Origin of the sequence: Desulfocurvus sp., assembly GCF_023230885.1 — a bacterium.
Classification (GTDB): Bacteria; Desulfobacterota; Desulfovibrionia; order Desulfovibrionales; family Desulfovibrionaceae; genus Desulfocurvus.
Map to the genome: position 1 here is coordinate 1 of NZ_JALNWM010000089.1, position 12,667 is coordinate 12,667.

At 70.9% G+C, this 12,667-nt stretch carries 12 protein-coding genes; all 12 read left to right on the forward strand.

Annotated elements, in window-relative coordinates:
* Positions 1 to 315 precede the first annotated feature (315 nt).
* A complete protein-coding gene (locus M0P34_RS08020; RefSeq protein WP_291498233.1) occupies positions 316 to 1,578 on the forward strand; it encodes a sigma 54-interacting transcriptional regulator in 1,263 nt (420 codons plus the stop codon).
* A 192-nt stretch (positions 1,579 to 1,770) separates the two neighbouring features.
* Positions 1,771 to 2,229, forward strand: coding sequence for a type III secretion system chaperone (locus M0P34_RS08025; RefSeq protein WP_291498236.1), 459 nt, complete (start codon positions 1,771 to 1,773; stop codon positions 2,227 to 2,229).
* A 39-nt stretch (positions 2,230 to 2,268) separates the two neighbouring features.
* The gene (locus tag M0P34_RS08030; RefSeq protein WP_291498238.1) at positions 2,269 to 5,436 is read left to right on the forward strand and encodes a hypothetical protein; all 3,168 of its coding nucleotides are present in this window, start codon (positions 2,269 to 2,271) and stop codon (positions 5,434 to 5,436) included.
* A gap of 18 nt (positions 5,437 to 5,454) precedes the next feature.
* Positions 5,455 to 5,766, forward strand: coding sequence for a hypothetical protein (locus M0P34_RS08035; RefSeq protein ID WP_291498240.1), 312 nt, complete (start codon positions 5,455 to 5,457; stop codon positions 5,764 to 5,766).
* Between the two features lie 10 nt (positions 5,767 to 5,776).
* On the forward strand, positions 5,777 to 6,337 hold the full coding sequence (locus tag M0P34_RS08040; protein ID WP_291498241.1) for a hypothetical protein: 561 nt from the start codon (positions 5,777 to 5,779) through the stop codon (positions 6,335 to 6,337).
* Between the two features lie 14 nt (positions 6,338 to 6,351).
* Positions 6,352 to 6,855, forward strand: coding sequence for a hypothetical protein (locus tag M0P34_RS08045; RefSeq protein ID WP_291498243.1), 504 nt, complete (start codon positions 6,352 to 6,354; stop codon positions 6,853 to 6,855).
* Positions 6,856 to 6,885: 30 nt separating this feature from the next.
* Positions 6,886 to 7,398 carry a tetratricopeptide repeat protein gene (locus M0P34_RS08050; RefSeq protein WP_291498245.1) on the forward strand — a complete coding sequence of 171 codons (513 nt, stop codon included), beginning with the start codon at positions 6,886 to 6,888 and terminating at the stop codon, positions 7,396 to 7,398.
* Positions 7,399 to 7,447: 49 nt separating this feature from the next.
* Complete coding sequence (sctE, locus tag M0P34_RS08055) at positions 7,448 to 8,725, forward strand: type III secretion system translocon subunit SctE (protein WP_291498247.1); 1,278 nt, start codon at positions 7,448 to 7,450, stop codon at positions 8,723 to 8,725.
* 54 nt (positions 8,726 to 8,779) lie between these two features.
* Positions 8,780 to 9,613: a hypothetical protein gene (locus tag M0P34_RS08060; protein ID WP_291498249.1), complete on the forward strand. Its 834-nt coding sequence runs from the start codon at positions 8,780 to 8,782 to the stop codon at positions 9,611 to 9,613.
* A 170-nt stretch (positions 9,614 to 9,783) separates the two neighbouring features.
* Positions 9,784 to 10,173 (forward strand): CesT family type III secretion system chaperone, encoded by a 390-nt coding sequence (locus M0P34_RS08065; RefSeq protein ID WP_291498251.1) that lies wholly within the window; start codon positions 9,784 to 9,786, stop codon positions 10,171 to 10,173.
* A gap of 29 nt (positions 10,174 to 10,202) precedes the next feature.
* Complete coding sequence (gene sctC, locus M0P34_RS08070; protein WP_291498253.1) at positions 10,203 to 12,212, forward strand: type III secretion system outer membrane ring subunit SctC; 2,010 nt, start codon at positions 10,203 to 10,205, stop codon at positions 12,210 to 12,212.
* On the forward strand, positions 12,209 to 12,667 hold a 459-nt coding region (locus M0P34_RS08075; RefSeq protein WP_291498255.1), incomplete at its 3' end, for an FHA domain-containing protein. The genes sctC and M0P34_RS08075, both read left to right, overlap by 4 nt.

A 12,667-nucleotide genomic window follows, 5' to 3' on the forward strand; every position in this document is an offset into this window, starting at 1 on the left:
ATCCACCTGCTGCCCCCCGTACTGAACCACCGGCCGGGGTCCTGACCCCCCCCCGCACTCGCCCGTCCGGCCTGGCGCCCGAGGTGAGGTAGGGTAGGCCCGACACCCCCCCCCCGGCCCCGCCGCCCCCCGGCATCCCCCGTTCCCCCCGCCGCACAAGGCGGAATTACCAGGGAATCCCGCCAAGCTTGGCCGTGACAACCCCACGCGAAGAAGGTATATTCTCGACATACCTCGCCGGACACGAAGCCCGCGCCGGACTGCGGCCGGGCGGGCGGCGCCTCTTCGGACGGCGCACCGGCGCAAGGGGGAGGCATGGACGAGCGTTCCCGCAAGGCCGACAGCGCGCAGGCCTCCCTGTCGGCTTCCGCCAGGGAGGCCTTCGGGGTCATGGTCGACGTGTGCGAACGGCTGGCCTGGGGCGAGACGGCCCAGGCCGACCGGCTGTTCGCCCTGACCAGGACCGGCGAAGTGCCCGCCCCCGTGGCCAAGCTGGCCGAGGCCTTCGGGCTCATGCTCGTCAAGGTCGAGGCCCGCGACCTGCACCGCGAGGAGCTCCTCGAACAGCTGCGCCGCCAGAACCGCGAGCTGGAGCGCGCCTACCGCCGCCTGGGCGAGGAACGCAACACCCTGGTGCGCTCCCTGTGCGGCGCCTACGAGCCCGCCCAGTTCGTGGGCCAATGCCCGGCCATGCGCGAGGTCATGCGCCTGGCCGTCTCCATCGCCCCGCACTCCATCAACGTGCTCATCCTCGGCCCCACGGGCGCGGGCAAGGAAGTCTTCGCCAAGATCCTGCACTACAACTCCCCGCGCAGCAGCGGACCCTTCGTGGCCCTCAACTGCTCGGCCGTGCCCGAATCCCTCTTCGAGAGCGAGGTCTTCGGCATCGAAAGCGGGGTGGCCACCGGGGTGCACAAGCGCGAGGGCCTGCTGCGCCAGGCCCACGGCGGAACCCTGTTCCTGGACGAGATAGCCGACATGAGCCCGGCCCATCAGGCCAAGTTCCTGCGTGTGCTCGAGGCGCGCGAGGTGGTGCCCGTGGGCGGCTCCAGGCCCGTGCCCGTGGACGTGCGCATCGTCTGCGCCACCAACCGCGACCTGGAGCGCGCCGTGGCCGACGGCAGCTTCCGCGAGGACCTTTTCTACCGCGTCCACTCCGTGGTCCTGAACCTGCCGCCCCTGGCCGAGCGCGGGGAGGACATCCTCATCCTGGCCCGGCGTTTCCTGGCCGAACACACCGACAAGCCCCTGAGCCCCGAGGCCGGGCAGGCCCTCTTGCGCTACGACTGGCCCGGCAACGTGCGCGAGCTGCGCAACGAAATGGAGCGCGCCGCCGTGCTGAGCTTCGGCCCCCGGGTGGAGGAGGCGGACCTCTCGCCCCGGGTGCTCGGCCTGGGGCGCGGCCCCGGGGAGCGGCCCGCAGGCCTGCGCCTGGACGAAAACGAACGCCGCCTCATCCACAAGGCCCTGGAGCGCGCCGAGGGCAACAAGACCCGCGCCGCCGAGCTGCTGGGCATCACCCGCGAGGGCCTGCGCAAGAAGCTCCTGCGCCACGGCGGCACGGACGCGGGAGGCTGACAACCGCCAACAACGCTGGCACACGCGCCAACTCCAGACGCAGCCACCGGCCGCCACCGAAGGCGCAAGACTAAGAAAAGAAAGCATAAATTCGAAAAGTCCGTCTTGGCACCCCCCTTGCTTAAGACGGCGCACAGGCAACAACGTCACCCGGGCCCGGCGCGCGCCGGAACCCGAAGGAGCCCGAGGATCATGGACATCGCCAAGAACGCCCAAGCCATTCTGGACCATGTCAACGCCGTCATCGGCGGGCAGGGGCTGGCCTTCGACGCCAACGGCGTGGCCGCCCTGACCGTGGACGGCGACATCGCCTGCCTGTTCTGCCTCGTGGAGGCGGACCATGAGCTTGTGGTCAGCTTCTACCTCGGCCGGGCGCACGAGACCGATGCCGCCCTGCTGCACGAGATGCTCTGCGGCAACTACATGGGCGCCTACACCGGCGGCGGCACCCTGGGCATCGACCCCGAGGAGAACCTGGTGGCCCTGCACCAGCACTTCCCGCTGCCCGTGGACGAGCCCGCGTGGATCGAGGAGCCCCTGGGCGCCCTGGTGGGCGCCGCCCGCTACTGGCGCGCCAAGATCAAGGCCGCCGGGAACGGCCCCTCGACCCCCGCCCAACAGGCGCCCGCCCAGGGCATGATCCGCATCTAGGCGCGCGCCGTCTCAGCCGCTTTCGCAAGGGGAACCATCATGGGCATGCACGTCACCACCGCCATCCAGCCTCCCGGCACCGGGCCCCTCCAGGGCCTGGACCAGGGCATCCAGCCCGGCGGCGCCGTCCGTGGCGGCGCCGACGCCCGGCACATCGGGCAAGTCCGCCAGGAGGGCCGGCAGGTCGTCGGCCAGGTGCCCCTGGGCAGCCTGGGCCCCCTGGCCAACACCTCCCGCCAGGCCATGAGCCAGGCCCTGGACCAGTGGGAAAGCGCGGCCCCCCCGCGCTCGCTCATGCCCAAAAGCGTCGGCCTGGGCATGCCGCCCGATGGCCACCTCGTCCAGGTGGACGGCAAGATGGTCGAACACGAGATCAAGGCCCTGCCCAGGGACCAGCGCGACCAGGCCGTGCGCGACATGCCGCGCCTGCTCCAGGAGCGCGTGGAGCGCGGGCACAGCCTGTGGGCGGGCATTCGCGACGGCTCCGGCCACGGCCCGGCCACGGCGGAGAACATCCGCGACCTGACGACCTTCCTCATGGCCAAGGCCCAGGAAAAAGGCGCGCGCTTCAGCGAGGGAGCCTTCAGCATCGAGGACCCCGGGCACCGCCTGCGCGATTTCCTGGACTCCAGCCCCGAGGTCTACCAGCGGCCCTCCTCGCATATCGACGGCTTCCAGAGCGATCCCGGCGGCGGGCACCGGGGCATCGACATGCTCGACGGCCCGACCCTGCCCTACGGCAAGGCCACGGTGCTTTACGGCGCCATGAACGCGGGCACCGAGGGCCTGCCCGGCAACGACCGCCTGTTCCTCAAGATGGAGGAGCACGGCTGCCGCCTGAGCTCGGGCTCCGTGCGCCGCGACCCCGGCGGACCGGCGGACCGGCCCATGCGCTTCCTGCGCGACCTCCGGCAGACCCTGGGCCACGCCATGGGCTTTTTCCGCACCCTGCTGCGCGGCCTCTCGGGCGGGCGGCTGTTCCCCAACGCCCCGGACTCGCGCAAGGAGCGCATCCCCACCGGCATCTCGCGCCAGTACAAGGCGCTGACCGAAACCCTGACCCGGGCGGGCAGGGACGACCTGGCCGCCCTGCTGCGCGCCGGAAACCCCGCGGCCAAGAGCCAGGGCCTGCGGACCATGCTCGCCAACCTCGACGCCGTGCTGGCGCAGGACTCGCTGGGCGGGGCCGAACGCGCCGACGCCAAGGCCCTGCGCGACTCCATCGCCTCGCGCTACGACCACCTGGACGTGCGCATCGGCGACGAGGTGATCCTGGACCAGGCCGAACTGGCCGGGACGGCCCCGGGCGCCCACCTGAAAAGCCAGGTCCGCGAGGCCGTGGGCGCCCTGCTCGCGGGCGGAGCCACCCCGGCCGGGGTCGACGCCTTCGTGGAACAGATCGTGCGCGCCAGCTCCATGCTCGACGGCGCGGGCGACGTGGACCACGGCGTGGACGCCCTGGCCCAGGCCCTGGCCGAGGCCACCGCGTCCCTGAGCCAGGACCAGCGCCAGCAGCTGGCCGGGGCGTTGCAATCGCCCCAGTGCCGGGGGCTCATGGCCGCCATTACCGACATCGTGGCCTCGGGCGGCGAAACCCTGCCCGGAGACTTCGGCCAGCGGGAAATGGCCAGCGTGGTCAGCACGGCCAACAAGGCCAACAACGCCCTGCTGCTGCTGGCCGAAAGCCTCGGCCTGGAGGATGCGGGCCCGGGCGGGGCCACCCCGGAGCAGGCCCGGGAGGCCGCCCGCATGCTCGACGCCCTGGGCCGGGACTTCGCCGTGCGCAACACCACGGACACCGTGCGCGCCCAGGAGGCCCGGCGCGGTGAGCTCTCCGGCCAGATGCTCGGCCTGCGGCCCCTGGCCGAGGTCCGCCAGCAGATCGGCCGGGGCGTGGTGGCCCTGGGCCGGGATGTCCAGGCCCTGCAACAGGGCCAGCCCGACACCGGAACCATCGGCCGGACCCTGGCGCGCACCCTGGCCGAGGACCTGCACACCGACGGCCCCCTGGGCGCCAGGGGCCTGCCCCAGCGCTTCATCCCCGATTTCATCCGCAACGGCGTCACCGTCAACGGCCAGTTCTTCACCGCCGACCCCGACGCGACCCCGGACGAGCTGGACACGCAGCTCCAGGCCTTCATCGACGCCTGCGGCGGCCCGGAGCGGGCCCAGCAGGTCGCCCGGCTGGTCGGCCAGGGCACCCCGGGGCGCCTCATGTCCGCCCTGGCCGACGACCCGGCCATGAGCCCGCTGGTGGAAGCCTTCATGAACCACGGCGGGGCCCAGATCCACGGGGCCGACCCGGGCACGGGCCAGGCCCACAAGCTGCGCATGTCCGTGACCATCGACGGGGACACCATGCGGCTGCACAGCGAACAGACCGAACAGAGCGTGGGCAACCGCGACTACGACATGGGCGAAAGCCTCTCCCTGGACATCACCGTCCAGGGCTTCGGCTCCGACGACCCGGTGCTGCGCCTGGACAACTGGGACGCCCTCTACAGCTCCTGCCCGCCCCGGCGGGTGACCGCCCTGGACGTGGAGACCCTGCGCCAGGGCAGCGCCGGAGGCACCGCCACCGTGGGCGCCCGGACCGCCGACCTGCTCGACGGCGCCGTGGACAAGGCCGTCATGACCCAGACCATCCGCCAGGGCCTGACCGCCGAGCTGGCCAAGGCGCGCACCCCGGGCTACCGCGACCTGCCCCAGGAGTTCATCGAGGACTTCTTCCGCAGGCCCATCACGGTGGACGGGCACGTCCACGGCGGCGGCGGCACCAACATGCCCGAGGACGAGGAGCACCGCCGCCTGGACGCCTTCATCGACGCCGTGGGCGGCGAGGCCGCGGCCCGGCAGATCGCCCAGCTGACCTTCCAGAACGTGCCCGGGCTGGTGGACACCACCATGCGCGACTACCCGCCCACCCAGCGGCTGCTGTTCGCCTACATGCTCCACGAGGCCCCGACCCTGAGCTCCGTGGCCGATTTCAGCCTGACCACCCGGCCCGGCGGGGGCATGGACGTGCGCCTGGACTATGTCCAGCAAAAGGGCGCCTCCCAGCGCTCCGACCCGCCGGGCATGGAGTTCGGCAAGGTCGGGCGGCTGGATTTCACCCTCTCCGGCCTGGGCACCGGCGCCCCGCAGGTGGAGCTCACCGGCTGGGACATGTTCTACGGCATGACCCCCGGCCAGCCCCAGGAACACTAGCGAAAAGAGGCAAGACACATGCGCGAGGACCTGGACCAGACCCTGGACGCCCTGCGCCGGGAGGCCGAAGAGGCCGATGCCGAACTGCGCCGACGCCGCGACGCCCTGCACAAGAGCCGCCAGCGCCACCAGGCCCTGCTGGAGGCCGTGGGGCTTACCGAGGACGATGTCACCCTGGCCCTGCGGGAGAACCTGATCCATCCCGAAGCCTATGACATGATGCGCAAGGCCCTGGACGAGACGCGCCGCGCCGAGGCCCCCGGGCCCGAGGGCCAGGCTCCGGCGCCCGAGGCGGCCAAACGCAAGAAACGCATGATCGTCAAGCTCTAGGAGGCCGACCATGACCGATCTGCTCTCCATCCTTTCCATCGCCCGCGAGGGCACGTCCGTGAACAGCAGCGGCGAGGCCAGCCTGAGCGCCACGGCCAAGAGCAGGCTCCAGGCCATGATGGGCGACAACCCGATGGTCTCCTTCGCCGTCCTGTGCGTGGCCGCGGCCGGCCAGGGCCAGGCCAAGATGGAAAAGGCCTACGCGGACTACGAGGACACCACCGACTACTACAAGGATGTCAACAAATACGCCCAGGAAGCCGCCGAAAAGCAGCGCGACGCGGACGACCAGGACAAGGCCACCAGCATGTCCGCGGGCATGATCGCCTTCTGCGACAACAACAACATCGGCTACTCCACCAAGGGCGGCGACAAGAAGCACAACGAGGACGAGTGGCAAAGCCTGCGCGACGGCCTGGACAGCGAGAAGAACATCGCCTCCACGGACATGAAGATGGCCGGGGCCAAGTTCGACCAGGCCGCCAAGGACTGCGACAGCGCCCAGCAGATGGCCGTGGACTGCGTGAAGAAGAACACCGACGTGTTCGGCACGCTGGCCAAAACGCTTTGAGCAAGGGGGAACCCATGTCTTTCGACAGCGACTACCTGAACGAACAGTGGCCCGCCCTGCGCGCCAGGATCATGGCCGAACTGGAGGCCAAGGGCCATGTGCGCGACATCATCTCCCTGCCCCGCGAGGGCCTGGAGGAACTCTACGCCCAGGCCCGCGCGGCCTACGCCGTGGAAGACTACTTCCAGGCCGAGAACGTCTTTTTGGGCATGACCCTCTACGGCCCCCAGGACGTGCGCGGCTGGCTGGGCTACGGCGGCGCCTGCGAGGCCCAGCAGAAATGGGAGCAGGCCGCCCTGGGCTACGGCATGGCCATGGCCCTGACCCCCGGCGACCCCGTGGCCGCCTACCGGTCCGGCGTCTGCCTGATGGAACTGGGCAAGCCCTGGGCCGCGCGCGACGCCTTCGAGGCCGCCGCCTCGACCCTGGACGCCATGCAGGGCAACCCCAGAAAGCTGCCCTACGCCCAGCGCGCCGCCTCCATGCTGCACATGCTGGACGAGAAGGAAAAGGCCTGAGCCACGCGAAACCCGCAACCTCCGAGCGATATGATGAACGATCTGTACTCCCCCGAAGCAGTGGACAGGCTCTCGGCCATCCGCGACGCCCTGGTCAAGGACATCGAGACCGCGGGCGGCTCGCCCCGGGATCCCATGCTGCCCCGCCAGGCCGTCGAGGGGCTCTACGCCCTGGCCCACGCGGCCTACAGCGTGGAAGACTACGCCCAGGCCGAGGCCCTGTTCCAGGGCATGGTCCTGTTCGCCTCGGCCGACCCCCGGGGCTGGCTCGGCCTGGCCGGGGCCTGCGAGGCACAGGGCAAATGGGCCGACGCGGTGCGCGGCTACGCCGTGGTCATGGGCCTGAACCCGAACGACCCCGTGGCCCCCTTCCGCTCGGGCGTGTGCCTCATGTCCCTGGGGCTGCCCGAGCAGGCCCGGGGCGCCTTCGAGGCCGCCCGGGCCGCCGGCCGGACCCCGGGCCTGGCCCCGGCCCTGGCCGCCTATGGCCGCCAGGCGGGCTCCATGCTCAAACTGCTGGAAACGCGCGAGAACAAGGCATAGAAGACCCTGACGCAACGGCCCGCCGACCGGGCGGGCATGGGAGGACGCCATGTCCCTGTTGGGCATCGACACCAGCCAGCTGGTTTCCCGCTACCAGGCCAACGAAAGCGAATGGACCGACGTGGAGCAGCTGCTCCAGCAGGCCTTCCCCGGCAAGAGCATGGACGAGATCCATGCGGCGGCCACCCTCTATGTGGCCCAGAATCCGAACGCCACCATGGACGACCTGCTCACGGCCCTGCAGGCGCAGTTCGCCGTGAGCCTCTCCACGGAGCTGGCCGCGGAAATCCGCCAGGAATGGGACCAGTTCTCCAGGGCCAGCACCCTGGACCCGGCGGAGCTGCTGGCCGTGCTCGACGACTACGACGGCGACTCGGTGAACACCAACTCCCAGGCCTACCTGCTCTTTCTCATGCAGCACCTGCAAAAGGAAATCGAGAAGCTGACCTCCGAGGGCATCGAGGCCTCGCAACTGGCCGACCGCGAGCGCTACGAGCTGGCCAAGGAGGACTACAACAAGCAGGTGGAGAAGATGAACTCCAAGCCCGCGGGCGGCCTGCTCAAATGGCTGGGCGCCGTGGCGGCGGTCATCGGCGCGATCATCGCCGTGGCCGTCGCGGCGGTGATCTCCGTGGCCTCGGGCGGGGCGGCGGCGGGCCTGGCCATCGCGGCGGCGGCCATCGCCTGCACCCTGGCCGTGTCCGCCGTGGCGGGGGCGGCGTCGGACGGCAAATATTCCCTTGCGGGGCTGACGGCCATGCTCCTCGAAGCCTGCGGCGTACCCAAGGACACGGCGCGCTGGATCGGCATGGGCCTGGAGATCGCCCTGGCCATCATCGGCGCCATCTGCTCCCTGGGCGCGGGCTTCGCCGCCTCGGGCGCCAGCGCGGCGGGCACTGCCGCCAGCACAGCCAGCACCGCCGCCAACACCGCCAGCGCCACGGCGTCCACGGCGTCCACGGCCAGTACCGCCGCCAGCACCGCCGCCAGCACGGCAGCCACGGTCGCCAGCACAGCCAGCAAGGCCGCCACGACCATGGAAAAGCTGATCAAAATCATGAATCTGGCCAACTGCGTGATGCAGGCCGCCGTCGGCGTGGCCACCGGCGCCAAGGCCGTGGTGGACTTCCGGTACACCATGCAGCAGGCCGAGCTGCTGGAACTCCGGGCGCTGATGGAAAAGCTGCTGCAGATCCTGAAGACCTCCCAGCAGGTGGCCGAGGCGCTGCTGGACGCCATCTTCAGCGCCATGCGCGACATCATCACCGAGTCGACCCAGAACCTGATGGACCTGTTGATGAAGGCCAGCAGCCCCGAGCTGGCGTAGGGCACGGCCCCCGTACCGCGCGGCCCCGGGCCGCGCATCCTTCCAGGAGGCACAATGAGCGACATCACCATCACCGGAATATCCAACGCCCTCGGGGCGGACCTCATGACCGGCGACGCCGACCAGTGGCAGGACGTGGAGCAGAAACTCACGGAACTGCTGCCGGGCGTCGACTCCCAGACCCTCAGCTCGGCCATCGCCAACTACATCGAGGCCCACCCCACGGCCACCCCGGGCGAGGTCCTGGAGGCGGTGGTCCGCCAGCTGAACCCCGCCGTGGCCTCCGAACAGGTCGCCGCCCTGCGCACCGAGTGGGAGCAGTTCGCCGCCACCACCACCCTGGACGCCGCCAGCCTGCTGGAGGTGATGAAAACCCCTGCGGCCGGGGCTCCGACCATCGAAAGCGTGCGCGACATCATGGCCATGCTGGTCCTGCTGATGATCGAGATCATGGGCGAGGAGTCGGCCTCCCAGCTCATGGAGGGCTTCGCCCAGCGCGACGAGATCATGGCCCTGGCCAAGGAGAAGGCCGCCGAGATGCGCACCATGGCCTGGACCCAGCTGGCCCTGGGCCTGACCAGCGCCGCCATCAGCATCGCCGGCGGGCTCATGGGCATGGGCTTCAAGGATTCCAGCCAGGCCATGCTCTGGAGCCAGGTGGTGGCCGGGTCGGCCAAGCTCTTCGACTCCGCCAGCCAGTTCGCCGCATCCATGATCCAGGCCAACATCGCCGAGATCGAGGGCCAGTCCCAGGTGGCCCAGGTCCGCAAGGAGACGGCCCAGAAGCTGGAGGACCTGGCCCGCGACATGATCCGGGCCTTCATGGAGATATACAACAGCCTGCTCCAGCAGCAGTACCAGACCATGTCCAAGCTCTCCAGCGTGTAGGGCCGCGGACGGCGCCTGCGCCCGGGCCGTGACGGACGCCGCGCCGCCCGCGTGCCGGGGCGGCGCAAGCCCCCGGCGGGCGGCGCGCCAGCAAGGACACGGCCCGGCAGCGCGGCAGGGGCAACAGGGCGGGCCCCGCCGCGGCGCAACCTTTCCGCCCGGATGACGCCATGCTCGAACAGTGGATCGAAACGGTGTGCCGCTCCGCAGGCTGGCGCGCCCCGGCTCCGGACGCCCGGGGCCGCTATCGTTTCCGGCTCGATGGCGGCCTGCGGGTGGAGGCCGGCTCCCCCGACGGCCGGACGCTGCGCCTGTCGGCCGACCTGGGGCGCCTGGCCCCGGGCCCGGGGGGCGACGCCCTGCTGCGCAAGGTGGGCCTGGCGGCCCTGGCCCGCGCGGGCACGGACACAGGAGTCGTCTCCCTGGATGCACGCCGGGGCATGCTGTGCTACGATGCCGAGCACCTGCTGGGCATCATGCGCGCGGCGGAGATGCCCCTTGCGCTGCAACACTTCCTGGACGAATTGGACTTCTGGGCCGAGCTGTGCAAGACTGGTTGATATACTTACATTCCCGGGGGCCTGGGGCATTGCGCACACGACTTTTTTCCCTTTCCGGGCGGGGCCTGGCGCTGGTCGCGCTGTGTTGCGCACTGTGGGCCGGAGCCTGGAGCGGCGCCCCTGCCCGGGCCGCCGGTCCCGCGGCGGGCGGGCAGTCCTTCTCCGAAAGCGTCGCCGGCCGCTACACCCTGCCCATCAGCTCCATCTTCAAGGTCCGCTTCACGCACTACGCCGAGCAGGCACCCCTGGTGGACGTGCTGGAAACCTTCGCGCGGACCCAGGGCCTGCGCGCCGCGTTCACCCCCAACGTCAAAGGCGAGATCAGCGGCATGTTCCAGGACATGTCGGCCGACGAATTCCTCGCGGCGGCCTACACGGCCTTCGGGGTGGAATGGTATCTCATGGACGACGTGCTGCACTTCTATGTGCGCCGCGACCTGGAACGGCGCATGGTCTACCTCACGGCCAGCACGCCCTCGCGCATGCGCGACATCCTGACCCGCGCCGGGCTGCTTTCGCCCCAGCTGCCCTGCGCCGCCGATGACGGCGACCGCGTCCTGGCCTTCTCGGGCCCGGCGGAATACACCGAGGGCGTGGCCGCCGCCATCGCCGCCTACGAAGCCGCCTTCCGCAACGACCAGGTGGTGCGCGTCTTCTTCCTCAAGCACGCCTGGGCCGACGACACGGAGCTGGGCTCGGGCGACAACAAGAAAACCATCCCCGGGGTGGCCACCATCCTCTCCGAAATGGTCATGGACCAGCGCGCCCCCGACTCGCAGCTCGCCCTGGGCTCGGGCGCCGGGGCGGCCGTGCGCGAGACCATCCCGCCCCTGCCCGAGGAACAGCAGCTCCTGCGCCTGCAGGACGGCGAGGCGGCCAAGATCCTCGAAGACCTGCGCCGCAGGGCCAAGGAGCAGATGGAGCTGGACCGCCGCGTGGCCTCGCCCCTGAACACCCAGGCCCGGGCGCTGCCCGGCGCCCCCGTGGCCGAGCTGGCCCCGCGCATCCTGGCCGACTCGCGCAGCAACGCCGTCATCGTGCGCGACTCGGCCTACCGCATGGAATACTACGAGAAGGCCATCGCCGAGCTGGACAAGCCCCTGCAACTGGTGGAGCTGCACGCCGCCATCGTGGACGTGGACGTGGACTATTCCAACTCCCTGGGCGTGAAATGGGGCGGCGCGGGCCACGGCGGGCCGTACACGTCCTCCGGCGTGGGCAGCGGCCTGGAGAGCCTCTCCGAGACGGCCAAGCGGGTGCCCCTGCCCTCCGACCTGCCCAACGCCCTCATCGGCGACGGGCTGACCCTGTCCACGGTCTACAGCTTCGGCTCCGACTATTTCATGGCCCAGATCAACGCCCTGGAATCCAACGGCAAGGGCCGCGTGCTCGGGCGCCCCTCGGTGCTGACCATCGACAACACCAGCGCGCGCCTGGAGGCCAGCACGACCTTCTACATCCGCGTGGTGGGCACCGAGGTGGTCGACCTGCGCGAGGTCTCCTCGGGCACGGTGCTCGACGTGACCCCGCATATCATCGAATACGACGACAAGCCCGCGCAGATCAAAATGGCCATCACCGTGGAGGACGGCGCGGACCCCAGCACCGGCTCCACCACCAGCGACATCCCCGCCGTGGTCAAGAAGACCACCATCCGCACCCAGGGCATCGTCAGCGAGGGCCAGAGCCTGCTCATCGGCGGCTACTTCTACGAGCAGCTCAAGGACGACGAGACCGGCGTGCCCGTGCTCATGGACCTGCCCGCCCTGGGCACGCTGTTCAAGACCAAGACCAAGACCACCCAGCGCATGGAGCGGCTGATCCTCATCTCGCCGCGCCTGCTGACCCTGGACGAGGCATCCAACGTGCCCGCAGGGCTGGAGGACCTCGGGTTCTCCACCTCCCCGGCGTCGCCCAACTTCGTCGCCCCCGGAACGGCCGCCAACGCGCCCAAGCCCGGCGGCTGCGCCGTGCGCACCAGGGAGCCCGGAACGGACGCCCCCCCGGCGCCCGCCGCCGGCTGGGGGATGCCCCAGTGAGCGCCGCCACCGGCCCCGTGCTGCTGCTCAAGTTCTTCTCCGGCCCGCACATGGGCGCGGAAATCCCCCTGCGCCCCGGCGACATGGTGCTGGGCAGCGGGGAAAGCTGCGACGTGATCCTGCACGACAGCACCGTCGCCGCGCAGCATGCGCTGGTCGTGGTTCCCGCCGGGCCCGGCGTCCCGCCCGCCCTGACCCTGCGCACCCTGGACGCCCCGGTGCTGCTGCTGGACCCCGGGGCCGGCCCCCAGGACCAGGACCAGGCCCCCGCCCCGGAGGCGGACCCGGCCGCCGCGCAGCCCGCCGAAGGCCCCCGGCCCTTCCAGGGCGAGCTGGCCTGGGCCCCGTCCAGGGCCGTCATGCTCGGCACCACCTGCATGGCCTGGCAGGTTCAGGGCCAGCCCTGGGGCGACATCGGCCCGGCGGCCTTCCTGGACGCCCCGGACAGCCGCCCC

Excerpts from the sequence above, each read along its gene's own strand:
- M0P34_RS08020 (WP_291498233.1), top strand. The coding sequence starts at position 316 with ATGGACGAGCGTTCCCGCAAGGCCGACAGCGCGCAGGCCTCCCTGTCG.
- M0P34_RS08025 (WP_291498236.1), top strand. The coding sequence starts at position 1,771 with ATGGACATCGCCAAGAACGCCCAAGCCATTCTGGACCATGTCAACGCC.
- M0P34_RS08030 (WP_291498238.1), top strand. The coding sequence starts at position 2,269 with ATGGGCATGCACGTCACCACCGCCATCCAGCCTCCCGGCACCGGGCCC.
- M0P34_RS08035 (WP_291498240.1), top strand. The coding sequence starts at position 5,455 with ATGCGCGAGGACCTGGACCAGACCCTGGACGCCCTGCGCCGGGAGGCC.
- M0P34_RS08040 (WP_291498241.1), top strand. The coding sequence starts at position 5,777 with ATGACCGATCTGCTCTCCATCCTTTCCATCGCCCGCGAGGGCACGTCC.
- M0P34_RS08045 (WP_291498243.1), top strand. The coding sequence starts at position 6,352 with ATGTCTTTCGACAGCGACTACCTGAACGAACAGTGGCCCGCCCTGCGC.
- M0P34_RS08050 (WP_291498245.1), top strand. The coding sequence starts at position 6,886 with ATGATGAACGATCTGTACTCCCCCGAAGCAGTGGACAGGCTCTCGGCC.
- sctE (WP_291498247.1), top strand. The coding sequence starts at position 7,448 with ATGTCCCTGTTGGGCATCGACACCAGCCAGCTGGTTTCCCGCTACCAG.
- M0P34_RS08060 (WP_291498249.1), top strand. The coding sequence starts at position 8,780 with ATGAGCGACATCACCATCACCGGAATATCCAACGCCCTCGGGGCGGAC.
- M0P34_RS08065 (WP_291498251.1), top strand. The coding sequence starts at position 9,784 with ATGCTCGAACAGTGGATCGAAACGGTGTGCCGCTCCGCAGGCTGGCGC.